This window comes from Nonomuraea composti, from assembly GCF_012034275.1.
In the GTDB taxonomy this organism is placed as follows: Bacteria; Actinomycetota; Actinomycetes; order Streptosporangiales; family Streptosporangiaceae; genus Nonomuraea; species Nonomuraea composti.
In genome coordinates this window covers 52,387-77,474 of sequence record NZ_JAATEP010000029.1, presented here as the reverse complement: position 1 = coordinate 77,474, position 25,088 = coordinate 52,387, and the positions used below count along the sequence as shown (strand labels likewise).

The following is a 25,088-nucleotide window of genomic DNA, read 5'->3' as shown; positions in this document are numbered from 1 at the left end:
CTGCCACATGGGGGTACGACTTGGTCCCTGGTTACCGTGAGGTGCGCCAGCTCGGCGCCGGGCGCACCGGTCGGGTGTTCCTCGCCACCTACCAGCCGACCGGCGCGTACGTGGCGATCAAGTACCTGAACGCCACCCTGCGCCGGGACGCCGAGTTCATGGACCGCTTCCGGGCCGACACCCCGCACCTCGTCGAGATCGACGACCCGAACGTGGTCCGCCTGTTCGAGTACGTCGAGACCCCCGCCAGGGCCGCCGTCGTCATGGAGCTGGTGGACGGCGTCCCGCTGCGCACGCTGCTGGCCGAGCACGGCCCGATCACCCCCGAGGCGGCGCTGGCCGTGCTCAAGAGCACCCTGCTGGCCCTGGCCGTCGCCCACGAGCGCGGCGTGCCGCACCGGGACGTCACCCCCGGCAACCTCCTCGTCCAGGCCGACGGCGGCACCAAGCTGGGCGACTTCGGCGTCGTCGTGCACGCCGAGGAGCCGGGCGTGCCCGCGGGCTCCCCGCCGTACATGGCGCCCGAGCTGTGGACGCTGGGGCGGGCCGGGCCGCCGGCGGACCTGTACGCGGCGGCGTGCGTGCTGTTCGAGGCCGTCCGGGGCCGGCCGCCGTACGTAGTGCCACCCAAGGACGGCGGGGACAGCTCACCGCGCCCGCTCGACCGGGACGGCGGGGAGGCAGCGTCCGAGGTGCTCGGGTTGCGGCGCAGGCACCTGGAGGAGCCGGTGCCGCTGGAGGTCGTGCCCGACGCCCTGCGCGACCTGCTCAGACGCGGCCTGGCCAAGGACCCGGCCGGCAGGTACGCCTCCGCCCGGCAGTTCGCCGCCGCGCTGGAGCAGGACGCCGCCGCCGGCTACGGCCCCGAATGGGAGAAACGCGGCCGGCGGCACCTGGCGGAGCAGGCCACGCTGCTCGCTCTCCGCTTCCCCCTGGCCAGGACCGACAGCCGCACCTCACTCACGACCGGCCTGCGCGAGCGGGTGCCCCGCCTGCCGCCCCAGCTCTGGGTGGCGGGCGCGACCGTCGTGGCGGCGCTGCTCGCGATCCTGCTGTCCGGCGGCCACCTCCCGGAAGGCCCCGGCACCATCCTCATGCCACCCCCCAGAGCCCAGACCGAGACGCGGACCGAGGCCGGCACGGAGACCGCATCCTCGCAGCCGCCCACGTCCGCGACCCGAGCGCCGAGCCCGCCCGCCACCACCACCCCTCCGCCCGCCACCGCCGCGCCTCCCCCGCCCACCCCTCAGGGCGGCACCTCCGTGCCGCTCCCCGCCGTCCGCGCCGCCGGCATCTCCGGCTGGAACGGCACCACGGGCTCGATCACCGTCACCGTGGACGGGACGGGGCCCGTGCGGCTGCTGATCGCCTACACCCGGCGGGACGGCGATGGCGGCGCCGCCAGGACGCTCCGCCGGGAGACCCGCACGTTGCGGGGGCGCACCTCGTACACGAGCGCCGTCGCCTACTCGCCGGGCGAGGTGGGGTGCGGCGAGCGGGCGCACCTCGGCCTCCTGGTGATGACGGAGCCGGCGGCGGCGAACGGGCCTCAGGTCAGCGAGGCCACCCTGAACGGCCCCGCCTGCCCGCCTCCGCCCACCACCCGCTCCCCCGTTCCGACCCCTGAACCCTCCGCCTCGCCGACCACCACCCCCGAGCCGCCCTCCTCGAACGCCCCCATCGCACCCCCACCGACCTCGAACGCCCCGGCCGCACGCCCTTCGGCCACGCCGGTCGTACAGCTCTCCGGCGGCCCGTCTCTGACGTCGTCGCGTTCACCGGACCTCCTGCCGCCCGCGACGGGGTGACGCCCGGGGAGCGGGTCAGGAGGGCGGAGGGGGCGCGGCGGCGGCGACCAGGCGGGTGCCGATCGCGCGCACGTGCTCGACGAGCTCGGGCGGCTCGTGCACCGTGAACGGGACGCCGAGCTGCGCCACCCACATGGCCAGATCGTCGAGGGAGTTCGACCCCGTGGTCAGGACGCACGCGCCGGCGCCGGCCGGCTCCACGACCGCGATCGTGGGCGGCATCCGCGCGGCCACGTCGCCCGCCGGCGCCCGCACCGTGAACCGGCCCCGGTAGCGGTACGGGTCGACGGAGATCCGTTCGGTGATGTAGCGGACGAGGTCGTCGCTGGGCGGCTCGCGGGGGGCGAAGCGCGGCCCGTTCGGGGTGCGCAGGCGCAGCCGGTCCGCCCGGAACGTGCGCCAGTCGCCGCGGCCGGTGTCCCACGCGACCAGGTACCAGCGGCGGCCCGAGCTGACCAGCCGGTACGGCTCGGCGGTGCGCCGGTCCTCGGTGCCGTCGTGGGCGCGGTAGTCGAAGCGCAGGCTCTCCCGGTCGCGCACGGCGGCGGCGATGGCGGTGAGCGCGGCCGGGTCGACGGCCGTGGCCTGCGCGGTCAGCGGCACCGTGGCCGAGCGCAGGCTGCCGACGCGGTGCCGGAGCCGGGACGGGAGGACCCGTTCGAGCTTGGCGAGGGCGCGGAGCGCGGTCTCCCCGATGCCCGCCACGCCGGAGACGGCGGCGGTGCCCAGCCCGATCGCGACGGCGACGGCCTCGTCGTCGTCGAGCAGCAGCGGCGGCAGCCCGGAGCCGGCGCCGAGGCGGTAGCCGGGCACGCCGGCGGTGGCCTCCACGGTGTAGCCGAGCTCGCGCAGCCGGTCGATGTCGCGGCGGACGGTGCGGGGCGAGACGCCGAGCCGTTCGGCCAGCTCCGTGCCCGGCCAGTCCTTGGGCGTCTGCAGCAGCGACAGCAGGCGCAGCAACCGTGCCGAGGTCTCCAGCATGGCGATCATCCTAGGACAGAACCTGACCTAACCGGGTTCTACCGTTGCCTACATGCACGACAACGAGAGCATTCACCCGTACCGGATCGACATCCCGCAGGCGCAGCTGGACGACCTGCACCGGCGGCTCGCGGCGACCCGCTGGCCGGACGAGCTGCCCGGCGTGGGCTGGTCCTACGGGATCCCCGTCGGCTACATGAAGAAGCTGGCCGAGTACTGGCGGACCGGGTTCGACTGGCGGGTCGCCGAGGCGCGGCTCAACGCGTTCCCCCAGTTCACCACCCGCATCGACGGGCAGAACATCCACTTCGTGCACGCCCGCTCGCCCGAGCCCGACGCGCTGCCGCTGATCATCACGCACGGCTGGCCCGGCTCGGTCGCCGAGTTCATGAAGGTCATCGGCCCGCTCACCGACCCGGCGGCGCACGGCGGCGACTCCGCCGACGCCTTCCACGTCGTCGCGCCGTCCATCCCCGGCTTCGGTTTTTCCGGCCCCACCACCGAGACCGGCTGGAACCTGGAGCGGGTCAGCCGCGCCTGGGCGGAGCTCATGGACCGGCTCGGCTACCCGCGCTACGGCGCGCAGGGCGGCGACAGCGGCTCCGTCATCTCGCCGCTGCTCGGCCGCATCGCGCCGGACAACGTCGTCGGCGTGCACGTCAACGGCATGCTCGGGTTCCCCGGCGGCGACCCGGCCGAGTTCGAGGGGCTGACCCCCGCCGAGCTCGCCCGGCTCGGCCAGTTCCAGGACCAGGACCGGGCCGGGTACGCGATCATGCAGGCGACGCGGCCCCAGACGCTCGCGTTCGGGCTGCACGACTCGCCGGCGGGGCAGCTCGCGTGGATCGCGGAGAAGTTCAAGGAATGGACGGACCCCGCCTGCGATCTGCCCGAGGACGCTGTGGACCTCGACCAGCTGCTCACCGACGTCAGCATCTACTGGTTCACCGAGACCGCCGCCTCGTCCGCCCGGCTCTACAAGGAGGGGCAGCAGAGCTGGGGGGCGAAGGTCGCGTACTCGGCGGTGCCGCACGGGGTCGCCGTGTTCCCCGGGGATGGCGGGGTGCGGCGGATCGCCGAGCGGGAGCATCACGTCACGCACTGGGCGGAGTTCCCGCGCGGGGGGCACTTCGCCGCGATGGAGGCTCCCGACCTGCTCATCGAGGACGTCCGCACCTTCTTCCGCCCCCTCCGGTGACCGCCGCCGACCAGGGCTGAGGTCCTTGTGGGGTGAAGGGCCGGCGCTCGCGCACGGCGAGGCGGCCGGCCGTGCGGTGGCGGGGGCGCGCCGTGGCGGGCGAGTGCGGGCGGCCGGCCAGGTGCGGGCGGCGGGTGGCCGGGGGCGGCGCGGCGAGTCGGGCGTGAGAGACCGTGCAGTGGCGGGGGCGCGGGGGGGGGGGGGGGGGCGGGGGGCGGGTGCGGGGGGCGGGGTGGCCGGCGCGAGTGGCAGTGCGGCGTGGGGGTTGTCGGGGTACCAAGCGTGCGCTAGCTTGGCAGCGATGAGCGCTGACACCTCCCCCTACTGGGCCGCCTGCCGGCGTGGCGAGCTGGTCATCCAGCGGTGTACGGCCTGCGACCGCCGCATCCACCTCCCCGAGCCGGCCTGCCCCTGGTGCGGGGGCCGGGAGCTGGTCTTCGAGCCGGCCACCGGGGACGGTGAGGTGCACACGTACACGATCGTGCACCGCTCCTTCGCCCCCGCCTACCGCGGGCGCGAGCCGTACGTGATGGCCTGGGTGGACCTGCCGGAGGGCGTGCGGGCGTTCGGGCATGTGGTGGGGTGCGCGCCCGAGCAGGTGCGGATCGGCCTGCCGGTACGGGTGACGTTCCGGGACGAGCTGCCCCATTGGAGGCCGCGTGAAGCTGGGTAACGTGCTGATCCCCGTCGCCGATCTGGATGAGGCGATCGCGTTCTACGGGCTGCCGGTGAAGTTCCGCGACGGTGACCGGTTCGCCGCGCTCGACGGAGGCGGGGTGACGGTGGCATTGGCCGGCCCGGCCGAGCACGTCACCGACGGAGCCGCGCCGTCGTACAAGGTGGAGGACGTGGAGCGGGCGGTGCGGGAGCTGGCGGCACGTGGTGCCGAGATCGTGCGCGCGCCCGAGGCGGGGCCGCACGAGAGGCGGGCCGTGCTGCGCGACCCCTCAGGGAACGTCTTCGTGCTGTATTCGCCCCTCTGACCGGACCGAACCCCAGGCCCCAGCCCCAAGGGAAGGCAGCCCCCATGGCCAGATCACCCTACGGCAACTACGGCCACGCGATCCTGACCGCCGGCGCGCTGCGTACGCCCGGCCGGGTCGCGCTGACGTACTGCGGCGAGCAGAGCTTCACCTACGACGAGCTCAACAGGAACGTCAACCGCCGCGCCCACGCCCTGCTCGCCGCCGGGATCGCGCCGGGCGCGCGGGTGGCGGCGCTACTGAACGAGACGTTGCGGGTGGCCGAGGTCTACCTGGCGCAGGCCAAGATCGGGGCGGTCACGGCGGCGCTGAACCCGTACTGGCCGGCCGAGACGCTGCGGGACGTGGTGGCGGCGGCGCGGTGCACGGCGTTCGTGTACGACGCCACGGTGGAGAAGGTGGTCGAGCAGATCAGGCCGTCGCTGCCGGAGGTGACCGCCTGGATCCACGTACGGGACCTGGAGGGCGGCTCCGACGAGGAGCCGCCGCTGGGCGCCTTCCACGACGACCCGCTGGCGCTGTACTTCACGTCGGGGACGACCGGCCTGCCCAAGGCGGTCGTGCACACGCACGCGTCGTCGCTGGCCACGGCGCAGATCTGGCTGGACGTGCCGCGCGGCCCCGACTCGGTGTTCGGGACGGGCGCGATCATCTGGGGCATCGGCTTCCCGGCCATCGCCGGGCCCGCGCTCTACGCGGGGATGCGGCTGGTGCTGGAGCAGGACTGGGGGCCGGCGAACTTCCTGCGGGTCGTCCCGCGCGAGCGGGTCACGCACGTGTCGCAGATCCCCTCGTTCTACTCGGCGCTGCTGGCCTCGCCCGACCACGAGGGCGTGGACCTGTCGTCCATCGAGGTGATCATGCTGGGCGGCGAGCCGCTGACCGCGACCATGCTGGACCGGATCAAGGCCCGGCTGCCGCAGGCCGGCGTGTACTCCTACTACGGGCAGACCGAGGCTCCTTACACCTGCATGGGACGGGTGGACGACGGCTCGACCCCGCTCGGCTCCTCGGGCCGGGCCCGCACCGGCAACGCGGTGCGCGTCACCGGCCCGGGCGGCGAGCCGGTCGTCGACACGGTCGGCGAGATCAACCTGGCGGGGCCGCACCGGATGGCCGGGTACGACGGGCTGCCCGACAGGACGGCCGAGGTGCTGCGTGGCGAGTGGTACGTGGGCGGCGACCTCGGGACGCTCTCCGCCGACGGCGTGCTGCGCGTGCTCGGCCGGCGCGAGGACGCGATCATCAAGGGCGGCGTCTGGACCCAGCCCTCCGTGATCGAGGAGGCGGCCTCCGCCCTGGACGGCGTCGCCGAGGCGGGCGCGACCGGGGTGCCCGAAGGGGCGGCGGAGCAGGAGGTGCTGCTGGCCGTGGTGCCCAGGGCCGGGCACACCCTCGACGCCTCCAAGCTGGCCCTGGCCCTGGCGGACCTCCTCCCCGCGCACCAGCGTCCCGACCACATCGTGGTCGCCGAGGAGCTGCCGCACTCGCAGGACGCCTCCGGCGGGCCGGGCAAGCTGCTGCGCAGGAAGCTCCGCGAGCTGCTGCCGTGACCGCCGGCCCGTACGAGCACGAGGTCAAGGCGCTGCTCGCGCAGGCCGGGGTGCCGGTGCCGCGCGGGGTCGTGGTGCGCGGGGATGATTTCGGCGCGGCGCGGGAGCTGGCCGGGCCGCTGGTGCTGAAGGCGTTCGGGCCGGGGCTGACGCACAAGTCCGAGGCCGGGGCGGTGGTGCTGGGGCTGGCGTACGAGGAGCTGCCGGACGCGGCGGCCCGGATGCGGGCCCGGCTGGAGCCCGCCGGGTTCCTGGTGGAGGAGCAGGCCGAGGCCGGGGTCGAGCTGATCGTGGGGCTGGTGCGGGATCCGGCGTTCGGCCCCGTGCTGCTCGCCGGCCTGGGCGGGGTGTGGACGGAGGCGCTGCGCGACACGGCGCTGCTGCTCTGCCCGATCACGGAGCGGGACGCGCGGCGGGCGCTGGCGTCCCTGCGCGGGGCGCCGCTGCTGGACGGGTGGCGCGGCGGGCCGGCCGTGGACGTGGACGCGGTCGTCAAGCTGCTCATGGCGGTGGGCGGGGCCGGGGGGTTGTGGGAACGGCTGGAGCTGGGCGAGTTCGAGCTGAACCCGGTCATCGCGGGCCCGTCGGGAGGTATCGCGGTGGACGCCCGATACCTCCCCGCCGACCGCCCGACCGGCTCCCCCACGCGGCCGGCTGAGCGGGCGGGCGACTTTCTGCGGCTCTTCGAGCCGAAGGCGGTGGCCGTCGTCGGGGCGTCCACGTCGCGGCCGAACTTCGGGAACATGTTCCTCGGCTTCTACCGCGCCGCCGGCGTGCCGCTGGTGGCCGTGCATCCGACCGCCACGGAGGTCGCCGGGGTGCCCGCCGTGCCGTCGCTCGCGCACGCGGAGGTGGACTACGCCCTGGTCGCCGTGCCGGCCGAGCGGTGCGCCGAGGTGGTGCGGCAGGCGCGGGCGGTGCCGTTCACGCAGGTGATGAGCGGCGGGTTCGGCGAGGCGGGGCGGCCGGACCTGGAGGCGGAGCTGGCCGCGGCGGCGCGGGCGGCGGGGACGCGGCTGCTCGGCCCCAACTGCATGGGCGTGTACTGCCCGAAGGGGCGCCAGACGTTCGCCGGCGGCGGGCTGGGCCCGGCGGGGACGGTGGCGCTGATCTCGCAGAGCGGCGGCCTGGCCGGCGAGGTGATCAAGGTCGGGGAGCGGCGGGGGCTGGCGTTCAGCCGGGTCGTCACCGTCGGGAACGCCGCCGACGTCACCCCCGCCGAGCTGCTGCGCTGGCTGGCACGCGACGACGAGACGCGGGCGGTCGGGCTGTACCTGGAGGACCCGAGGGACGGCCGGGAGCTGTACGAGGCGCTGCGGGACCTCGGCAAGCCCGTCGTGCTGCTGGCCGGGGGGCGCAGCGGGCAGGGGCAGCGGGCGGCGGCCTCCCACACGGGCGGCATGGTGAGCGACCGGCGCATCTGGGAGGCGGTGGCGGAGCAGACGGGGGCGACGCTGGTGTCCGGGCAGGACGACCTGATCGGGGTGCTGGCCTACTTCCAGGCGCACGGCTCGCGATCCGCCCAGGCGGGGCGGGCATCCGGTGCCCCTGAGCAGGAGCCCGCCTCGCGAGGCCCCGGCGGGGAGCGGGTGCTGGTGGTGGGGCCGAGTGGGGGTGCGAGCGTGCTGGCCGCGGACGCGTTCGACCGGGCCGGGGTGCGGCTCGATCCGCTGCCGGCCGACCGACTGGACGCGTTGCGGGCGCTCGGGGTGGTGGCGGCGGGCAACCCGCTGGAGGTGCCGGTGGGGCCGCTGGGCCGGGCCGGGCTGGTGGCCGACGTGATCGACGTGCTCGCTGGTCCGCACGGGGACGTGGTGGCGGGGTCGGGCAAAGACGTGAGGCCGGGGGCGTACCGGGATGTGGTGGCGCATGTGAACGTGCAGGCGTTCTTCACGTACGGGACCGCCCCCGAGCCCCTGTACGCCTACGCGCGCGCCCTCGCCGGCGCCCAGACCGCGCGCCCGAGCCTGCGGATCACGCTGGTGACCAGGAACGGCGAGTGCGCCCCCGCGGGCGTGGTGGACGAGGTGGGCCGGATCGCGGCGGCGGCGGGCATTCCCGTCTACCGCACCATGGAGGCGGCCGCCGTGGCCGTCGCGGCAGGAGGACGCTATGGGGCTGCTTGACGGCAAGGTGGCGCTGATCACGGGCGGGGCGCGGGGCATGGGGGCGGCGCACGTGCGGCTGTTCCTGGAGGAGGGCGCGCGCGTGGTGTTCGGGGACGTGCTGGACGAGGAGGGCAAGGCGCTGGCGGAGGAGACGGGCGCCACGTACCTGCGGCACGACGTGACGAGCCCCGAGGAGTGGGAGCGGGCCGTGGGGACGGCCGTGGAGCAGCACGGCAAGCTGGACGTTCTGGTCAACAACGCCGGGATCCTGAAATTTCGCCGCATCCAGGAAATGTCGCTGGAGGACTTCGACCGGGTGATCGGCGTGAACCTCAAGGGCACCTGGCTGGGCATCAAGGCGGTCATCGAGCCCATGAAGGCGGCCGGGCGGGGCTCGATCGTGAACATCTCCTCCATCGAGGGCTACGTCGGCGCCGAGGGGCTGTCGGCGTACTCGGCGTCGAAGTTCGGGGTCCGGGGTGTGACGAAGTCGGCGGCGCGGGAGCTGGCCAGGTTCAAGATCAGGGTGAACTCGGTGCACCCGGGCGCGATCAACACCGCCATGGCCCTCGACCCGGACATCGCGCGCGAGGTCGACGCCGAGGCGTTCGTGAAGTCGATGGTGATCAAGCGCTTCGCCAAGCCGGTGGAGGTCTCGCACGTGGTGGCGTTCCTGGCCTCGGACCGGGCGAGCTACTGCACGGGCAGCGAGGTCACGGTGGACGGCGGCCTGTTGACCGGCGCAGGATACTGAGACCTCACCTCAAGGTAGATCTTTTAGGGTTAAACCACGTAGCCTCGGACATTTCTGGCAACATCTCTGACCTGCGGTTTCCAACCCGGAAGAGGCACCCCCTCTCCGGGAGACGGTCTTGAGCTGGGGTTACGGCTTGGTAACCTCACTGAGCACGGAAGACGACAGGCCACCGGTTTTGTCACACCAGTCCCGGGTCCCCTCCTTACCCAGTGCTGCGTGGACAAACCCGGTCTTGCCCGGAAGGTGCCCCCATACTTCCATGACGCCAGAGATCCAGAAGTACATCGAACTGCTCGAGAGCCAGCTCGGGTATGCGGAGAAGTCCGGGTCGTACACCAAGTTCGGCGACTGGTACGGCAAGAACGTCGAGTTCGACGCCGACTACAGCTCCGCACCGTGGTGCGACATGTACCTCTCGTGGGCCGCGCACAAGCTCGGCTACGAGGACTGGATCGGGCAGTTCGCGTGGACGGTGGCGCACGCGAAGTGGTTCAAGGAGCAGGGGGCGTGGGGCAAGACGCCCAAGCCCGGCGCGTTCGTCTTCTACGACTGGAGCGGCTCCAACGACATCGACAACATCGACCACGTCGGCATCGTGACGAAGGTCGAAGGCGACACGATCCACACCATCGAGGGCAACATCGACGGTGGCGTCGCCAAGCGCAAGGAACGTGACACGAGCAAGGTGGTCGGCTACGGCTACCCCGACCGGGTCAAGGAGCGCCTCGACGCGGCCGCCGCGAAGAAGGCCAGGAAGCAGGCCGGCCAGGATGGCACGATCCAGCTCGGCGAGGAGTCGCTCGCCTCGATGATCCCCCGGGGCGACACCGGACGTTCCGCCCAGGTCCCCCTTGATGCGGGCCGGATCCAGTCGCAGGATCCCAGCCGGGCGCAGACGCCGTCCACGGGGCAGGTCGAGGGCCAGACCCCGGCCGAGGCCCAGGGCCGCGCCGGCGACCAGACCTCCACGCAGACCGGCCGCTCCGACTCCGCCCAGACCGGCCGCTCCGACTCCACCCTGACCGGCCGCTCCGGCGCCACCTCGGACGCCGCGCCGCAGCAGCAGGCGGCCACCGCGCCCCGCGCCGGCTCGACCTCGGCCCCGCGCCCGGCCGCCACCCAGCAGAGCCCGCAGACCGGCGCCTCCCCCGCGCCCGGCACGGTCAAGAAGGGCAAGCACGCCAAGCCCGCCACGGCGGACACCGAGGCGGCCACCGCCGAGCCGCTCCCGGCCCACGGCGACGCCTCCGCCACCGGCCCGCTGCCCGCCATCAACTCGCCGACGCTGATCGGCTCGGCCCTGGTCGCCGCGCTCGCGCTGCTCGCCGTGGCCAAGACCCGCCGCCTGCGCCTGAGCACGGCCGGCGCGACCGCCGGCAAGCCGGCGCGCCCGTCCCGCGCCAAGGGCCGCCGCCGCCGTCGCGGGCCCGCCCCGGTGACCGCCACCGCCAAGACGGCCGTGGAGCTCCAGGAGAGCGCCGACCGCCTGGCCACCGCGGCCGCCCTGCGCTCCCTCACCGCCGCGAGCGCCGCCTCCGACGTCCCGACCTCCGCGACCGCCGCTTCAGAAGTCCTGACCTCCGCGACCGCCTCGGACGCCCTGACTTCCGCGACCGCCTCGAACCTCCGTCACGGGGTCCGGGCGGGCGGCGCCCGGCACCGCAAGCTCCCGTTCGAGACCAGGCCGTTCGACCTGTCCACGGACGCGCCCCGCCACCACACCCACGAGCGCCCCACCCACGAGCACCACCCGCACGAGCGCCCGGCCCACGAGCACCACGGATCGGAGCACCACGCGGGCGGCCGCCACACCGGCGGGCACCACGAGCCGCGCCGCCACACCCCCGGCCACCGCCGCCGCCCCGCCTCCGAGAGCGCGTTCACCTCCGAGACCCCGTTCGCCTCCGGGGCCGCGTTCACGCCCGCCTTCGACAGCGAGCCCTACGAGCCGGACCTCGACCTGAGCCGCTTCGCGTTCACGGAGCACACGGGCCCGCTGGAGCGCATCACGTTCACCGACGAGACGGGCCCGGTGGAGGTCGTGCTCGACACGGGCCCGCTGCGGCGCGTCGTGGACACCGGCCCGTTCGAGCGGATCGTCATCCCGGGCGCGAGCAGCGCGTTCGACGCGTTCAGCCCGCCGCGCCGCAGGGGCGGCGGCGACGGCACGACCGCGCCCGACCCCCGCGCCTACCGGGGCAGACGCAGGCGCGCCGCCATCGCCGCCGCCGAGGAGCACGCCGGGTTCTCGCCCGACCTCCCCCTCCGGGGCCGCCGCCATCGCCGCACGCGTACGGACGACGAGCGCCACCTCGTCGGCGGAGGCCGCCACCGCGCCTGACCGGAAGACGGGAAACTCCGCCTGCACGATCACCGTTGACCCCCTGTAGCGGAAGACCGGTACGCGCAGATTGGGGTCACTTGTCGCCAGCGGTCCTCCAGGGGCAGGACAGAGGACCAGCGCTGCGACGACCGGCAGCGCGGCCACTCCTGGTCTCCTACGTGCCCCTGTCCGCGACGGTCCCGCCCCACGCCGAAGCCGACGGCCACCGCCAGGAAGCCGTCCACGAGGGAGACCGCCCGCCCCACCCCCGACGCGGCCGACCACGAAGCCGCGCGAGTGCCGCACGGTCAGGAGCGGCGGCAGGACCTCTACGCGCTGCTCGTGAGGCCGTACTCGGCGGCGAAGGCGGCCAGCCCCGCCACCGCGTCCCTGCCGCGCCGCCACGGCCGCACGATCAGCCGCTCCACGCCGAGGGCCGCCCAGCCGGCCACCTCGCCGGGCGAGGCCAGCTCGTACGCGTGCGCCGTCACCGGCACCCCGTCCCGCAGCCGGGCGAGGGCCGCGAGCCGCGGCTTGATCGATTCGAGGGTGTGCGGCATGCTGATCCACCCGTCGCACAGGGTGGCCGCGCGGCGCAGGGCGGCGGCCGACTCGCCGCCCGCGAGCACGGGCAGCCGCCGCTGCACCGGCTTGGGCTCGAAGGCGACCTCGGGGAAGGCGTAGAACCGCCCGGTGTGGGCGACCAGGGGCTCGCTCCAGAGCCGCCGGACCACCTCGATCGCCTCGTCCAGCCGCGCCCCCCTGGTGGCGAACGGCACGCCCGCCGCCTCCCACTCCCCCCGGTACCAGCCCGCGCCGACGCCGCAGACGGCCCGCCCGGAGGAGACGACGTCGAGGGTGGCGAACGCGCGGGCCGAGACGAACGGGTGGCGCAGCGCGAGGAGCTGCACGGCCGTGCCGAGCCGGACGCGGGTGGTGAAGGCGGCCAGCCAGCACAGGTACGCGGGCGCGTCGAACAGCGGCGTCTGCGGCTTGATGCCGGGGTCGGAGGTGCCCGGGTAGACGGCCAGGGACAGGTCCGCGGCGAAGACGAGGTGCTCGGGCAGCCACACCGACTCGAACCCCAGCTCGTCGGCCGCCACCGCCACGTCCTTCCAGGCGGCGGGGTGCAGGAGGCCGAGGGGGACGCCGAACTTCACGGGCGCCTCCCGATGATCGCGGCCCGGAGGCGTTCGCGGTGGGCGGCGGTGGTGCCGTACGCCATGGACAGCGACCAGGCGCGCGCCAGCCAGAACCGCAGATCCAGCTCCTCGGTGTAGCCGATGGCGCCGTGGACCTGCAGCGCGACCCGGGCGGCGAGCGTGGCCGCCTCGCCGGCGGCGGCCTTGGCGGCGCTCGCGTCCCGCTCGGCGGCGTCGCTCTCCAGGGTCAGGGCCGCCCGGTACACCAGCGGCGCGGCGAACTCGACGGCCACGGCCACGTCGGCGAGCTGGTGCTTGACGGCCTGGAAGGAGCCGATGGGGGCGCCGAACTGGGTGCGCACGCGCGCGTAGGCGACAGCGGTGGACAGCAGCTGCCTGGCCACCCCGACGAGCTGCGCGGCGGTGGCCACCGTGCCCCGCACCAGCGCCGGGCCCACGGGCGCGGGCAAGGGCTCGGAGCGCGCGTGACGCACCTCGAACAGCGGCCGGGCCGGATCCACGCCGCGCCGGGGCTCCAGGCGCAGGTCGGCTCGGTGGACCACGCGGGCCGCGCCGTCCCGTACCACGATGAGCAGGTCGGCCAGGTCGGCGTCGGCCGCGTACGCCTGCCCCGGCGCCAGCACCCCGACGCACACCGCGCCGGAGGCCAGCTTGGGCACGCCGGCCAGCAGGGACGGCGCCACCACGGCGGTCTCCACGACCGGGCCGGGCAGGCAGGCGCGCCCGGTCTCCTCCAGGGCGGGCAGCACGTCCACGAGCGCGAGCCCGAGCCCGTCGGCCTCCTCGGGCAGCAGCAGCCCGAAGAACCCCAGCCCGGCGAGCTGGTCCCAGGCGGGCCTGCGCGCCGTCCGGAGCGCGGCGGGCGGGCAGTGCGTCCGCAGCACGTCCCGGACGGTCGCGGCCAGCGCGAGCTGGTCCTCGTCGAAGCCGAACTTCATCGCGGCAGCCCCAGGACGCGCTCGGCGACGATGGTGCGCTGGATCTCGTTCGTGCCCGCGTAGATGGGCCCGGCCAGCGAGAACAGGAACCCGTCCAGCCAGCCCCCGGCCCGGTCCCCCAGCAGCTCCAGGGCGAGGGCGTGCATGCGCAGGTCCAGCTCCGACCAGAAGATCTTGCCCATGCTGACGGCGGCCCCGATCTCCTCGCCCGCCATGAGCCGGCGCGCCGTCCCGAACGTGTGCAGCCGGTACGCCTCCGCCTCGACCAGGCACCTGGCGGCCCGGTCGGCGAGGGCCGGGTCGGCGTCGCGGGCCAGCTCGGCGAGCCGGGCGGCGGTGGCCAGGAATCGGCCGGGGCTGCGCAGGGTCAGGCCGCGCTCGGAGGAGGTGGTGGCCATCGCGATCCGCCAGCCCTCGCCCGTCTCGCCGAGCACCATCGACTCGGGGGTGAACACGCCGTCGAAGCGCAGCTCGGCGAAGCCGGGCAGCCCGTCGAGCTGCGCGATCGGGCGGACGGCGACGTCGGTCATGGGGAACATGAAGTAGGTCAGCCCCTTGTGCCGCGCCCCGGAGGTGCGGAACAGGCCGAACCCGTGCGTGGCGTAGGCGGCCCGCGAGCTCCACGTCTTGTGCCCGTACAGCCGCCAGCCGCCGGGGCAGGGCTCGGCACGGGAGGTGATGGCGGCCAGGTCGCTGCCCGCCTCGGGCTCCGACCACGCCTGCGCCCACACGTCGTCGCCCCTGGCCATCCTGGGCAGCCAGCGCTCGCGCTGCTCGGGGGTGCCGTGACGCATGAGGGACGGGCCGAGCAGGAAGATGCCGTTCTGGGTGACGCGGGCGGGGCAGCCGGCGGCCCAGTACTCCTCCTCGAAGATCAGCCAGTCGATGAGGGAGGCGCCGCGCCCGCCGTACTCCTCGGGCCAGGAGACGACGGACAGCCGCGCGCCCGCCAGCTTCGCCTCCCAGGCGCGGTGCGCCTCGAAGCCGTCGGGGGTGTCGAGCGAGGGCAGCGGCGGGGGCGCGTGCCTGCTCAGCCAGTCGCGTACCTCGGCTCGGAAGGCGAGCTGCGCCGCGGTGAAGTCGAGATCCACACCGACCAAACTAGCGCACGCTTGGTCGTGTGGCCAGGCTAGTCTGGAGGTCGTGCAGGGACTGCTGCTGCGGCTCTCGACCCTCGACACCGACGCGGAGAGCGCGGTCCGGGTCATCGCCTACTTCGACTCGCTGGTGCGCGACCACGCGAGCGTGCCGGCGCTGCTCAAGGCCACGGCCCGGCTGACGCAGTGCCCGGTCGGCCTGCTCGACGCCGCCACCGGCCGCCGCACCCGCGTCCACGCCGACGGCACGATCGAGACGCGGCCCGTCCCCGCCGGCCGCACCACCGGCACACCGCCCGTCCCCGCGTCCGCGCGCGAGCTGAGCTCCGGGCTCGGGGCCGTCTGGATGGAGCGCGACGGGCCCGCGCACGGGCTCGACGAGATCGTCCTGGAGCGGTACGCGGCGGCGGCCGAGGTCACCCTCGAACGCGCCGCCGTCCTCACCCAGGCGGCCCGCGACCCCGCCCTGGTCGAGCTGGTCCTGTCGGCCGAGACCGGCGACACCGAGCGGGCCCGCGCGCTGCGCCTGCTCGGCTTCGACCCGGCCACCCCGCTGCAGGCCCTGGCCATCGCGCTGCCCGACGCGGAGACGGCCGCGGGGCTGCGGGCGATGGGCCACCACGTCCGCGCCGCCACCATCGGCGACACCGAGGCCGTCCTGGTCGTCACCACCCTGAGGCCCGAGCCGTCCGCGGCGGCACGGGCCAACCTCCCACCCGAGCCACCCGGCGCCGCACGGGCCGGCATCCCGCCCGAGCTGCTCGCCGGGGCGCGGGTCGGCATCGGGCCCGAGCTGCCCGGCGCGCGGGCCGCCGAGTCATGGGCCGGCGCCCGCACCGCGCTGCGCTTCACCGGCCCCCACGACCGGGTGATGCGCTGGTCGGAGCTGGGCGCGCTGGCCCTGTTCGCCGACCTGCCGGAGCAGGCGATCGCGGCCCTGCCCGACGTGCGGGCGATGTCACGGCTGGGCGAGGAGTCGCTGCTCGCGGTGCGCGCCCTGTGCCTGGCCGGCTCGATCCGCGGCGCGGCCCAGGCCGTGCACCTGCACCACAGCTCGCTGGCGGCCCGCATCGCCCGCGCGGAGTCGGTGCTGGGCTTCTCGCTGGGCGACCAGCCGGGCCGGATGCGCGCCCACCTGGCCCTGGCCCTCGTCCGCCTGCTCGCGTGAAGCCTCCGGACCCGCCCGCGTAAAGCCTCTAGATGCCGAACGCTCGCTTGAGCGCCGCCTCGCGGGCCTGCCGCGCCCGCACGCTCAGCGCCGCGTCCGGCACCATGATGTCGAACCCGTGGAAGGCCCCCGGGTACAGGTGGAACTCGGTCGACACCCCGGCCCGCGCCAGCCGCAACGCGTAGTCGAAGCACTCGTCCCTGAACACCTCCAGCTCGCCCACGTCCACGAACGCCGGGGGGAGCCCCGACAGGTCGCCGGCGCGGGCGGGAGCGGCGTACGGGGGCACGTCGGAGGTGCCGGCGCGGTCGCCGAGCAGGGCCGACCAGCCGAAGAGGTTGGCCGCCCGATCCCACACCACGGCCTCGGCGAACTCGTGGCTGGACGGCGTCTCGTTGCGGTCGTCGAGCATCGGGCAGACGAGGAGCTGGAAGGCCACCTCGGGCCCGCCCCGGTCTCTGGCCAGCAGCACCGTGCCGGCGGCCAGCCCGCCGCCGGCGCTGGCCCCGCCCACCGCGACGCGGCTCACGTCGATGCCCAGCTCGGCGGCGTTCTTGACGGTCCAGGCCAGCCCGGCGTAGCAGTCCTCGACGGGGGCGGGGTGCGGGTGCTCGGGGGCGAGCCGGTAGTCCACGGAGACCACGACCAGGCCGAGCCGCTCGACGTACTCGATCATGGAGTGGTCGTCCATCTCCGGCATGCCCATGATCATGCCGCCGCCGTGGATCCAGTAGAGCGCCGGCCGTCCCTCTCCCCGCTCCTCCGGCTGGTAGATGCGCAGGCGCACGTCGGGTGCCCCGTCCGGGCCCGGGACCATGCGGTTCTCGATCGAGATCCGGGTGTCGGGCGGGGGCGCGGCGGCCACCATCGCGTTCATCTGCGCCCGCTGGCCGGGCAGGTCGGCGAAGACGGCCGACAGGTCGCCGGGCGGCATGGGGAACGCCTCGACGCCCGCGCGCAGCTCCGGGTCGAGGTTCGGGTGGACTGCCATGGGGGATTCCCTTCCACGGGGAGGTGGGGCTACTCCTCGATCGTCGATCCCGCTCCCCTGCCGCACAACCGCCATCCGGCGGCGATTACCCGCCTCAGACCCGCCGTTCGGCGAGCAGGGCGACGACCCGCTCGGCCAGGGGGGCGGCGCTGGCCGGGTTCTGGCCGGTGGCCAGGCGGCCGTCCACCACCACCCGCGCCTGCCAGTTGTCGCCGGGCTCGTGCCGCGCGCCCCGCGCGGTCAGCGCGTCGGCCAGCAGGAACGGCACGACGTCCGCCACGCCGCGCAGCTCCTCCTCGGCGTTGGTGAAGGCGGCCACCCGCTTGCCCGCCACCAGGTACGACCCGTCGGACAACGTCAGGTTCACCAGCGCCGACGGGCCATGGCAGACGGCCGCCACGACGCCGCCCCGCTCGTACACCTCGCGCCCGATCCGCCGCACGTCAGGGTCGTCGGGGAAGTCCCACATGGTGCCGTGGCCGCCGGCGTAGAGGACGGCGTCGTAGCGGGAGCCGTCCACGTCGGCCACGCGGGCGGTGTCGCGCTGCTCGGGCGCGGCGACGAACGCGGCCTGCGCGGGGTCGGCCGGGTCGTAGCCGTCCTGGGGCGGCTCGCCGCCCTTCACGCTGGCCACGTCCACGTCGAAGCCGGCCTTGCGGAAGATCTCCCACGGGTGGGCGGCCTCGGGCACGTAGTAGCCGGTCTTCTCCACGCCGCCGAGGTCGTCATGGCTGGTCAGGACTATGAGTACACGCTTCGTCATGCGTTCAGGATGCCTCCGGCGAGCCATCAGCCACAAATAGCGAAGCCGTGCCGAGCCATCAGAATAGTGATATGTCGCCACTCTCGCTCGACCTGCTGCGCACCTTCCTCGCCGTCTACCGGACCGGCTCCATCACCGCCGCCGCCCAGACGCTCGGCCTGTCGCAGCCGGCGGTGACCGCGCAGGTCAAGACGCTGGAGGCGACGCTGGACCGGCCGCTGTTCGACCGGCTGGCGCGCGGGGTCGCGCCCACGCCCGCCGCCGACGAGCTGGCCCGCCGGGTCGCGCCGGGCCTCGACGCGCTGGACGAGGTGGTGGCCGCCGAGCTGCCCTCCGGCGAGGCCGTGCACCTGGGCGGGCCCGCCGAGTTCCTGAGCGAGGTGGTCATGCCGATGCTGGCCCCGCTCGTCCGGGACGGGCTGCGGCTGCGCGTCACCCTGGGCCTGTCGGACGACCTGCTCGCCGGCCTCGCGGCGGGCCGGCTGGACCTCGTGCTGTCCACGATCAGGCCCCGACTGCGCGGCGTGCAGGCCGACCCGGTGTACGACGAGGAGTTCCTGCTGGTCGCCGCCCCCGGCGCAGGGCCGGAGCCGCAGCCGCTGGTCGCCTACGCCGAGGACCTGCCCATCGTGCGCCGCTACTGGCGCAGCGTGTTCGGCCGCCGCCCGTCGATGGCGGCCCAGGTCGTCATGCCCGATCTGCGGGGCGTGCTGAGCGCGGTCCGCGCCGGGATGGGCGTGTCGGTGCTGCCGGCGTACCTGTGCCGCCGGGACCTGGCGGCGGGCACGCTGGTGACGCTGGCCGAGCCGGAGGAGCCGCCGATCAACACCGGTTACCTCGCGGTCCGCTCCGGCGCCCGCACCCGGCCGGCCGTCGCCCGCGTGCGCGACCACCTGACAAGGGAGCTGCGCGCCGTCCAGTCCTTCTAGGCACCCCAGGAGGCCAGCAGCCGCAGCGACTCCTCCGAGGCGCCGTCGGCGGGGTGCAGCAGGCTGAGCCGGTGGCCGCCGCCCGGCAGCTCGAACGTCTCGTAACGCAGCGCCAGCTCCCCCACCACCGGGTGCCGGAAGCGTTTGACGCCGTGGGTGCGCTCCTTGACCACCCGCCCGGCCCAGAGCGTGCGGAAGCGCTCGCTGCGTACGGACAGCTCGCCGATCAGCGACACCAGCCGGGGATCGTCGGGATGGCGGCCGGTGGCCAGGCGGAGCTGCCCCACCGTCGCCCGCAGCACCTCGTCGCGGTCGGCGTACAGCTCGACGTCGTGCAGGAAGTTGTAGCGGGCCAGGTTCGCGCCCGGGTGGCACAGGCCGGGGAAGAGCGCGTCGGCCAGCCGGTTCCAGGCCAGCACGTCGAGCCGGTGCCCGGTGACGAGCGCCGGCACCTCGGCGCCGGAGATCCGCTCCAGCAGCGCGGTCAGCTCCGGCCGCACCTGGCAGGGCGGCTTGGGCCTGGGCCTCGGGGCGGCCAGGTCGAACAGGTGGGAGCGCTCGGCGTCGGTCAGGCCGAGCGCCCTGGACAGCGACTCCAGCACGGACGCCGACGGCTGCTCGGTGCGGCCCTGTTCGAGGCGGGTGAGGTATTCGACGCTGATGCCGGCCAGCCCGGCCAGCTCCTCCCTGCGCAGCCCGCGCACCCGCCTGCGCGGCCCGCCCGCCAGCCCCACGTCCTGCGGCGCGACCTCGCTCCTGCGTGCCCGCAGGAACGCGCCCAGCTCCCTGTTCATGCCTCCAGTCTGACGGGTGCGGGGCCGCGCGAGCCTGTCCCTCCGCGTACCTGGATAGGGGCAGCGCCCCTGGGCATGCTGATGGTCATGTGTCATTCCACCGACAGCCGGCCACCCGCACCGCCCGTCCAGGGCGAGGTGGCCGCACACGAGCAGATCGAGCTGACGGCCGCCGACGGCAACCGCTTCCTCGCCTACCGGGCCGAGCCCGCCGAGCCGAACGGGCGCAGCATGGTGATCCTGCCCGACGTGCGCGGCCTGCACCCGTTCTACCGGGATCTGGCGCAGCGCTTCGCCGAGGCGGGGTTCCGCACGATCGCGATCGACTACTTCGGCCGCACGGCCGGGCTGGGCGAGCGCGGCGACGACTTCGACTTCATGACGCACGTCAAGCAGATCACGCTGGAGAACGCGCGGGCCGACGTGGCGGCGGCGGTGCGGGAGCTCGGCGGCCCGGTGTTCACGACCGGCTTCTGCATGGGCGGCGCCCTGTCGTGGTGGCTGGGCGCCGGCGGCAACGGCCTGGCGGGCGCCATCGGCTTCTACGGCGCGCTGCGCTTCATCGAGGCGCCGGAGTCGGGACCGGGCGCGCCGCTGCTCCTGCTGCGGGCGGGCGCCGACACGGCGTCCTCCCCTGAGGAGTTCGCCGCGTACGAGGCCGCGCTCGACAGCGTGGGCACCGAGCACGAGACGCACATCTACGAGGGCGCCCCGCACTCGTTCTTCGACCGCAGCTACGGCGAGTGGGCCGACGCCTGCCAGGACGCCTGGCGCCGCATCCTGTCGTTCACCGAGCGGCACGCCAAGCCCTGAACCGGGCGGCCAGCCAACCACTGCCGAACCCCTGAATCGGGCGGCACGCTCAGCCCAGATAGGCGGCCCGGACCACCGGGTCCTCCCGGACCTCGGCGGGCGTGCCGGTGGCGATGACCTTGCCGAGGTCCAGCACGACGATGCGGTCGCAGGTGTCCATGACGAAGCCCATGTCGTGCTCGACCAGCAGCACGGTCGTCTCCAGCGCCCTGACGACCTCGCCCAGGCGGGCGCTCTGCCCGGCGTCCAGCCCGGAGGTGGGCTCGTCGAGCAGCAGCAGGCGGGGCCGGTCGGCCAGTGCCCTGGCCAGCTCGACGAGGCGCCGCTGGCCGACGGGCAGCGCGGCGGCGTACGCGTCGCGCAGCCCAGTGAGCCCGCACAGCTCCAGCACCTCGGCCACCCGCTCGCGCCGCTCGCGCTCCAGCCGCCGCCGGGCGGGCCAGCCGACCAGGTCGGCGGCGAGCCCGCCGCCTCCGCCGTGCCAGTCGAGGGCGGCCAGCACGTTCGCGGCGACGGTGAGCCGGCCGAAGACCTGGGTGCGCTGGAACGTGCGGCGCACCCCCGCCCTGGCCCGCCTGACCGCCGGCATGCCGGTCACGTCGTGCCCGTCGAGGAGCACCCGCCCCTCGCCGGGCCTGCGCAGCCCGGACACCACGTCGAAGAGCGTGGTCTTGCCGGCCCCGTTCGGCCCGATCACGCCGCAGACGGCGCCGCGCCCGACCTCGAACGTCACCTCGTCCAGCGCCCTGACCCCGCCGAACGCGACCGACACGCCGTCCACCGCCAGCATGCTCACCGCACCCCCAGGTAGGCGGCGGTCAGCCGCTCGCTGTCCACCTCGTCCCTGGGCCCGGCCCACGTGACCCGGCCCAGCCGCATGAACGCCACCCGGTCGGCGATGGCCAGCGCCTCGGTGGCCTTCTCCTCGACGAGCAGCAGCGCGACCCCGCGCTCGCGCAGCTCGGCGAAGACGTCGAAGATCTGCCGCACCACCATCGGGGCCAGCCCCAGCGACGGCTCGTCGGCGATCAGCACGCGCGGCGGCCGCACGAGCGCGGGCGCGAGCGTGAGGAGCTGCTGCTCGCCGCCGGACAGGGCGCCGGCGAGCACGGTACGGCGCTCGGCGAGGTGCGGCAGGCGCTCGTAGACGGGCGCGGGGTCGGGCAGCCAGGTGCGCAGGTTCTCCTCCACGGTGAGGCCGGGGAAGACGCCCCGTCCTTCGGGCGCGAGCAGGATGCCGGCGCGGGCCCTGCGGTGGGCGGGCCAGGCGGTGACGTCCTGGCCGTCGAGCAGGATCCGGCCGCCGGTGACGGGCAGGTCCCCGGCCGCCGCCGCGCACGTGGTGGACTTGCCGGCGCCGTTGGCGCCGAGCAGCGCGACGACCTCGCCGGGGTTGACGCGCAGGTCCACGCCGCGCAGCACGGTCACGTCGTCGTACCCAGCGACGACGCCCTCCATGGCGAACAGCGCGGGCTCGCGCGGCCCGGCCGCCGGCTCCTGCGCGGGCCGGACCGTCCGGCGCCGGCGCAGCTCGGCGAGCTGGGTGAGCACCCCGTCGGGATGCTTGGCCAGGATCATCCCGCCGAGCCCGAACAGGATGGCGCCGACGTGCGCGGAGACGTCCCAGGTGGCGAGCAGCTCGGGCACGGCGACCGCGACGAGCCCGCCCAGCACGGCCCCGCCGACGCGCCGCACCCCCTGCAGCACCACCACGGCCAGCCACACGAACCCGGAGAACGCCGGCAGGTCGGTCGCCGTGATCGACCCCTTGGAGATCGCGAACAGCACCCCGCCGAGCCCGGCGATGCCCGACGCCAGCACGAACAGCGTGATCTTCGTGCGGGCGGCCGACAGCCCGGACGTGGTGGCCGCCGCGGGGGCCGACCGCACGGCCAGGATCGCCCGTCCCGAGGCCGAGCGTTCCAGGTTCCGGACGAGCAGCGCCACCGCCCCGATCAGCAGGAGCAGCACGACCACCCGCACCCGGGGGTCGGAGGTGTCGGCGAAGCCGAACCCGAGCGCGGGCAGCGGCCAGCCGATCGTCCCGTTGCTGAACGCGTCGACCTGGAACAGCACCTGGTCGGCCAGCAGCGCCAGCGCGAGCGTGGCCAGCGTCAGCACCCGCCCGCCCAGCCGCAGCGCGGGCAGCGCCACCAGCGTCCCCACGGCGGCGGCGGCCAGCACCCCCAGCAGGATCGCCGCGACGAACGGCAGCCCGGACGCGAACGCCCACCCGCAGGTCAGCGCGGCCATGGAGGCGAAGGCGGCCTGCGCCAGGTTCACCATGCCGCCGATCCCGGTCACCACCACGAACGAGCAGAAGATCAGCGCCAGCACGAGCCCGTGCGCGGCGACGCCCACGTAGTACTCGGAGCCGGCGAACGCGAACGCCACCAGCGCCGCCGCCCCCAGGGCCCACGGGAGCCGGCGCCGCCACGGCGGCAGCCCGGCCAGGTGGTCGGGCGGCGGCACGTCCTCGGCCGCGCTGCCCGCCACCCGCTCGCGCGACCTGTTCAGCAGCACGAGGCCGGCGAACAGCAGGATCACCGGCACCGCCGTGCGCAGCCCGGTCACCTCTTCGAGGAAGTCGGTGTAGCCGGCGACCAGGTTCTGCACGACGCCGAGCGCGAGCCCGGCCGCGAACGTCCACGGGATCGAGCGCAGCCGCCCGAACACCGCCGCCGTCGCCGAGGCGAACAGCAGCACCGTGTACGCGGTCGCGTCCAGCCCCAGCACCGGCACGGCCAGCACGCCGGCCAGCCCGGCGAGGCCGGAGCCGAGCATCCAGGCCAGCGCCGAGGTGGCGTCGGCGTCGATGCCGCGCAGCGTGGCCAGCCGGCGGCGGTCCACGGAGGCCCGCATGCGCAGCCCGTACGGGGTGTGCCGGAGGAACGCCCACAGCCCGGCCGCCGCCACCGCCGAGACGCCGGACGTGATGGCCTGGTCGCTGTCCAGCCGCACGCCGAGCACGTCGAACGCCTGCGCCGGGTGCGGCCCGACGCCGCGCGGCAGCGCGGTCGCGTCCGCCGGGGGCAGCCCGGCCAGGTCCACGACCAGCAGGCCGAGGGCGGGCAGCGCGATCGTGAGCCCGATCGTGGCGACGATCTGCGCGGTCTCCCCCGCCTGGGCGAGCCCCCTGAACATCGCCTTGTGCAGCCCGTAGCCGAGGGCCGGGGCGAAGACCGCCACCGACAGCAGGGCCGCCGGCCACGCGGGCATCCCGGCCTGGCCGAGCTGGTAGAACAGCAGGGCGGTCAGGAAGCCGATGGCGCCGTGGGCGAAGTTGAACACGCCGGTGGCCGCGTACGAGAGCGTCAGGCCCGAGCCCATGATCGCGAAGACCGCGCCGGTGACCAGGCCGCTGAGCACGTAGTCCAGGATCATTTCAGCGGCACGTTGTCGAAGCACTTCATGCTCTTGGCCACCCGGAAGGCGCCGCCCTCCAGCTTGACCAGGGCGCCGCAGCCGTTCGGCTCGCTGTGGTCCTTGGGGAACTCGATGCGGCCGAAGCCGGGGTTCTCGTAGACGTACGAGCCGTTGGCCGTGGCCAGGAACTTCTCCCTGGTCAGGTCCTTGCCGGTCTTGTTCAGGACGTCGAGGAAGATGTCGGCGGCCCAGTAGCCGATGGCCAGGTGCTGGGTGAGCCGGGTGCCGGGGGCGACCCGCTCGACGTCCTGCTTGAGCTTGGCGATCTCGGGGGCGGTGGACTCGAACGGCTCGAACATGGGCGCGGCGATGACGCCGTCGAGGGCCTGGGCGCTGGCCTGGTCCTTGAGGATGGCGGCGTCGTAGCTGGTGGCGTCCGTGAGCACGCCCTGGTAGCCGGCCCGCTTGAGTGCGGCGTACAGGCCGACGTTGAACTTGGTGCCGGCGATCACGGAGACGACCACGTCAGGGGGACCGCCGTCGTCGGAGGTCATGATCTTGTTGACGTACGGGAGCCAGTCGGGGGGCGGGGCCGCGGCGGGCAGGCCGGAGTTGACGCCGGCCAGCTCGAAGCCGGCGGCGGTGAACGACTGGGAGATGGTGGTGCCGCCGTACTTGCTGCCGCTGGAGTCGGAGGTCTGGACGTAGACGCTCTTGCCCTCGGCACCGCCGAGCAGGTCGGCCATCTGCCTGCCCCACCACGTCTGCGACCCGGCTCCCTGCTTGGGGGCCAGGCAGCCGTTGTAGCCGAAGCCCGTCCTGGTGCCGCACCACTGGGGGCCGGTCGCCCAGCCGAACCACGGCACGCCCTGCTGCTCCAGGAACGCGGCGCCGCCGAAGTTGGGGGCGTGCACGGGGACGAGGGCGAACACCTGGTCCTTCTGCACGAGCTTCTTGGCCGCCGCGTCGCCCTTGGCGGCGTCCTGGCCGTCGTCCTCGGCGCCGACGAACTCGATCTTCCGCCCGTGCACGCCGCCCTCGGCGTTGGCCCGCTCGAACCTGGCCTTGGCGCCGATCTCGGCGTCCTTGGTGGAGTAGCCGCTGGCGCTGGTCTTGGTGAGCACGCCGCCGATCCTGATCGTCGTGCCGGTGACGCCGGCGGCGGCGCCCCGCGCCTGCCCGCCGCCCTGCTGCTGCGCCGCGCATCCGCTGGCCGCGCAGCCGGCGGCCAGCACCGCGACCACGAACGCCGCCGACTTCCTCCGCACCATGACGGCCTCCCCGCTCGCCCGGCCCCGCCTTTTTGGCCTAGCGCTCGCTTGGTTTAGCGCGAGCGTAAGTTTCGGCGCGCGGCC

The 25,088-nt window shown here is 74.8% G+C and carries 21 protein-coding genes; 11 read left to right on the top strand and 10 right to left on the bottom strand.

Translation table 11 applies throughout. The features are described 5' to 3' along the window. Positions 1-20 precede the first annotated feature (20 nt). Positions 21-1,808 (top strand): serine/threonine-protein kinase, encoded by a 1,788-nt coding sequence (locus tag HCN51_RS34155; RefSeq protein ID WP_168015289.1) that lies wholly within the window; start codon positions 21-23, stop codon positions 1,806-1,808. A 15-nt stretch (positions 1,809-1,823) separates the two neighbouring features. On the opposite strand, the gene HCN51_RS34150 is transcribed toward HCN51_RS34155, so the two are convergent. Then, the gene (locus HCN51_RS34150; RefSeq protein ID WP_168015287.1) at positions 1,824-2,789 is read right to left on the bottom strand and encodes a helix-turn-helix transcriptional regulator; all 966 of its coding nucleotides are present in this window, start codon (positions 2,787-2,789) and stop codon (positions 1,824-1,826) included. A gap of 52 nt (positions 2,790-2,841) precedes the next feature. Between HCN51_RS34150 and HCN51_RS34145 the strand changes: the two genes are divergently transcribed. From HCN51_RS34145 to HCN51_RS34115, 7 genes are all read left to right on the top strand, one after another. After that, the gene (locus tag HCN51_RS34145) at positions 2,842-3,987 is read left to right on the top strand and encodes an epoxide hydrolase family protein (protein WP_168015285.1); all 1,146 of its coding nucleotides are present in this window, start codon (positions 2,842-2,844) and stop codon (positions 3,985-3,987) included. 301 nt (positions 3,988-4,288) lie between these two features. Next, on the top strand, positions 4,289-4,660 hold the full coding sequence (locus HCN51_RS34140) for a Zn-ribbon domain-containing OB-fold protein (RefSeq protein ID WP_168015283.1): 372 nt from the start codon (positions 4,289-4,291) through the stop codon (positions 4,658-4,660). Further along, a complete protein-coding gene (locus HCN51_RS34135) occupies positions 4,647-4,970 on the top strand; it encodes a VOC family protein (RefSeq protein ID WP_428981561.1) in 324 nt (107 codons plus the stop codon). The genes HCN51_RS34140 and HCN51_RS34135 overlap by 14 nt, the downstream gene beginning before the upstream one ends. 44 nt (positions 4,971-5,014) lie before the next feature. After that, positions 5,015-6,523, top strand: coding sequence for a class I adenylate-forming enzyme family protein (locus HCN51_RS34130; protein WP_168015281.1), 1,509 nt, complete (start codon positions 5,015-5,017; stop codon positions 6,521-6,523). Continuing rightward, positions 6,520-8,649: an acetate--CoA ligase family protein gene (locus HCN51_RS34125; protein WP_168015279.1), complete on the top strand. Its 2,130-nt coding sequence runs from the start codon at positions 6,520-6,522 to the stop codon at positions 8,647-8,649. The genes HCN51_RS34130 and HCN51_RS34125 overlap by 4 nt, the downstream gene beginning before the upstream one ends. After that, the gene (locus HCN51_RS34120) at positions 8,636-9,385 is read left to right on the top strand and encodes a glucose 1-dehydrogenase (protein WP_168015277.1); all 750 of its coding nucleotides are present in this window, start codon (positions 8,636-8,638) and stop codon (positions 9,383-9,385) included. Before HCN51_RS34125 ends, HCN51_RS34120 begins: the two co-directional genes overlap by 14 nt. A 262-nt stretch (positions 9,386-9,647) precedes the next feature. Continuing rightward, a complete protein-coding gene (locus HCN51_RS34115; protein ID WP_168015275.1) occupies positions 9,648-11,729 on the top strand; it encodes a CHAP domain-containing protein in 2,082 nt (693 codons plus the stop codon). A gap of 311 nt (positions 11,730-12,040) precedes the next feature. Here the strand turns inward: HCN51_RS34115 and HCN51_RS34110 are convergent, their stop codons facing one another. The 3 genes from HCN51_RS34110 to HCN51_RS34100 are packed head-to-tail and all read right to left on the bottom strand — an operon-like array spanning position 12,041 to position 14,903. After that, complete coding sequence (locus HCN51_RS34110) at positions 12,041-12,871, bottom strand: TIGR03619 family F420-dependent LLM class oxidoreductase (protein WP_168015265.1); 831 nt, start codon at positions 12,869-12,871, stop codon at positions 12,041-12,043. After that, the gene (locus HCN51_RS34105; protein WP_168015263.1) at positions 12,868-13,812 is read right to left on the bottom strand and encodes an acyl-CoA dehydrogenase family protein; all 945 of its coding nucleotides are present in this window, start codon (positions 13,810-13,812) and stop codon (positions 12,868-12,870) included. The genes HCN51_RS34110 and HCN51_RS34105 overlap by 4 nt, the downstream gene beginning before the upstream one ends. Beyond that, a complete protein-coding gene (locus HCN51_RS34100; protein WP_168015261.1) occupies positions 13,809-14,903 on the bottom strand; it encodes an acyl-CoA dehydrogenase family protein in 1,095 nt (364 codons plus the stop codon). Before HCN51_RS34100 ends, HCN51_RS34105 begins: the two co-directional genes overlap by 4 nt. A gap of 52 nt (positions 14,904-14,955) precedes the next feature. Here HCN51_RS34100 and HCN51_RS34095 point away from each other — a divergent pair, with 52 nt between their 5' ends. After that, positions 14,956-16,077 carry a helix-turn-helix domain-containing protein gene (locus tag HCN51_RS34095; RefSeq protein WP_168015259.1) on the top strand — a complete coding sequence of 374 codons (1,122 nt, stop codon included), beginning with the start codon at positions 14,956-14,958 and terminating at the stop codon, positions 16,075-16,077. Positions 16,078-16,105: 28 nt separating this feature from the next. On the opposite strand, the gene HCN51_RS34090 is transcribed toward HCN51_RS34095, so the two are convergent. Then, on the bottom strand, positions 16,106-17,068 hold the full coding sequence (locus HCN51_RS34090) for an alpha/beta hydrolase (RefSeq protein WP_168015257.1): 963 nt from the start codon (positions 17,066-17,068) through the stop codon (positions 16,106-16,108). A gap of 94 nt (positions 17,069-17,162) precedes the next feature. Beyond that, entirely contained in the window at positions 17,163-17,831 is a 669-nt protein-coding gene (locus HCN51_RS34085) for a type 1 glutamine amidotransferase domain-containing protein (RefSeq protein WP_168015255.1), read from the bottom strand. A gap of 71 nt (positions 17,832-17,902) precedes the next feature. On the opposite strand from HCN51_RS34085, the gene HCN51_RS34080 reads away from it, so the two are divergent. Next, positions 17,903-18,760 carry a LysR family transcriptional regulator gene (locus HCN51_RS34080; protein ID WP_168015253.1) on the top strand — a complete coding sequence of 286 codons (858 nt, stop codon included), beginning with the start codon at positions 17,903-17,905 and terminating at the stop codon, positions 18,758-18,760. Here HCN51_RS34080 and HCN51_RS34075 read toward each other — a convergent pair. Further along, positions 18,757-19,554: a helix-turn-helix transcriptional regulator gene (locus tag HCN51_RS34075; RefSeq protein WP_168015251.1), complete on the bottom strand. Its 798-nt coding sequence runs from the start codon at positions 19,552-19,554 to the stop codon at positions 18,757-18,759. The two genes, HCN51_RS34080 and HCN51_RS34075, sit on opposite strands and share 4 nt — an antisense overlap. Positions 19,555-19,641: 87 nt before the next feature. Here HCN51_RS34075 and HCN51_RS34070 point away from each other — a divergent pair, with 87 nt between their 5' ends. Further along, positions 19,642-20,367, top strand: coding sequence for a dienelactone hydrolase family protein (locus HCN51_RS34070; RefSeq protein WP_168015249.1), 726 nt, complete (start codon positions 19,642-19,644; stop codon positions 20,365-20,367). Positions 20,368-20,416: 49 nt separating this feature from the next. Here the strand turns inward: HCN51_RS34070 and HCN51_RS34065 are convergent, their stop codons facing one another. From HCN51_RS34065 to HCN51_RS34055, 3 genes are read right to left on the bottom strand one after another with little or no spacing between them, the layout of a single operon-like run. Beyond that, on the bottom strand, positions 20,417-21,157 hold the full coding sequence (locus HCN51_RS34065) for an ABC transporter ATP-binding protein (protein ID WP_168015400.1): 741 nt from the start codon (positions 21,155-21,157) through the stop codon (positions 20,417-20,419). 2 nt (positions 21,158-21,159) lie between these two features. Then, the gene (locus tag HCN51_RS34060; RefSeq protein WP_168015247.1) at positions 21,160-23,751 is read right to left on the bottom strand and encodes an ABC transporter permease subunit; all 2,592 of its coding nucleotides are present in this window, start codon (positions 23,749-23,751) and stop codon (positions 21,160-21,162) included. Next, the gene (locus HCN51_RS34055) at positions 23,748-25,004 is read right to left on the bottom strand and encodes an ABC transporter substrate-binding protein (RefSeq protein WP_168015245.1); all 1,257 of its coding nucleotides are present in this window, start codon (positions 25,002-25,004) and stop codon (positions 23,748-23,750) included. Before HCN51_RS34055 ends, HCN51_RS34060 begins: the two co-directional genes overlap by 4 nt. Positions 25,005-25,088 lie beyond the last annotated feature (84 nt).

Coding starts and splice junctions, on each gene's coding strand:
- HCN51_RS34150 (WP_168015287.1), bottom strand. CDS start 2,789: ATGCTGGAGACCTCGGCACGGTTGCTGCGCCTGCTGTCGCTGCTGCAG.
- HCN51_RS34145 (WP_168015285.1), top strand. CDS start 2,842: ATGCACGACAACGAGAGCATTCACCCGTACCGGATCGACATCCCGCAG.
- HCN51_RS34140 (WP_168015283.1), top strand. CDS start 4,289: ATGAGCGCTGACACCTCCCCCTACTGGGCCGCCTGCCGGCGTGGCGAG.
- HCN51_RS34130 (WP_168015281.1), top strand. CDS start 5,015: ATGGCCAGATCACCCTACGGCAACTACGGCCACGCGATCCTGACCGCC.
- HCN51_RS34120 (WP_168015277.1), top strand. CDS start 8,636: ATGGGGCTGCTTGACGGCAAGGTGGCGCTGATCACGGGCGGGGCGCGG.
- HCN51_RS34115 (WP_168015275.1), top strand. CDS start 9,648: ATGACGCCAGAGATCCAGAAGTACATCGAACTGCTCGAGAGCCAGCTC.
- HCN51_RS34105 (WP_168015263.1), bottom strand. CDS start 13,812: ATGAAGTTCGGCTTCGACGAGGACCAGCTCGCGCTGGCCGCGACCGTC.
- HCN51_RS34090 (WP_168015257.1), bottom strand. CDS start 17,068: ATGGCAGTCCACCCGAACCTCGACCCGGAGCTGCGCGCGGGCGTCGAG.
- HCN51_RS34085 (WP_168015255.1), bottom strand. CDS start 17,831: ATGACGAAGCGTGTACTCATAGTCCTGACCAGCCATGACGACCTCGGC.
- HCN51_RS34080 (WP_168015253.1), top strand. CDS start 17,903: ATGTCGCCACTCTCGCTCGACCTGCTGCGCACCTTCCTCGCCGTCTAC.
- HCN51_RS34075 (WP_168015251.1), bottom strand. CDS start 19,554: ATGAACAGGGAGCTGGGCGCGTTCCTGCGGGCACGCAGGAGCGAGGTC.
- HCN51_RS34070 (WP_168015249.1), top strand. CDS start 19,642: ATGTGTCATTCCACCGACAGCCGGCCACCCGCACCGCCCGTCCAGGGC.
- HCN51_RS34065 (WP_168015400.1), bottom strand. CDS start 21,157: ATGCTGGCGGTGGACGGCGTGTCGGTCGCGTTCGGCGGGGTCAGGGCG.
- HCN51_RS34060 (WP_168015247.1), bottom strand. CDS start 23,751: ATGATCCTGGACTACGTGCTCAGCGGCCTGGTCACCGGCGCGGTCTTC.
- HCN51_RS34055 (WP_168015245.1), bottom strand. CDS start 25,004: ATGGTGCGGAGGAAGTCGGCGGCGTTCGTGGTCGCGGTGCTGGCCGCC.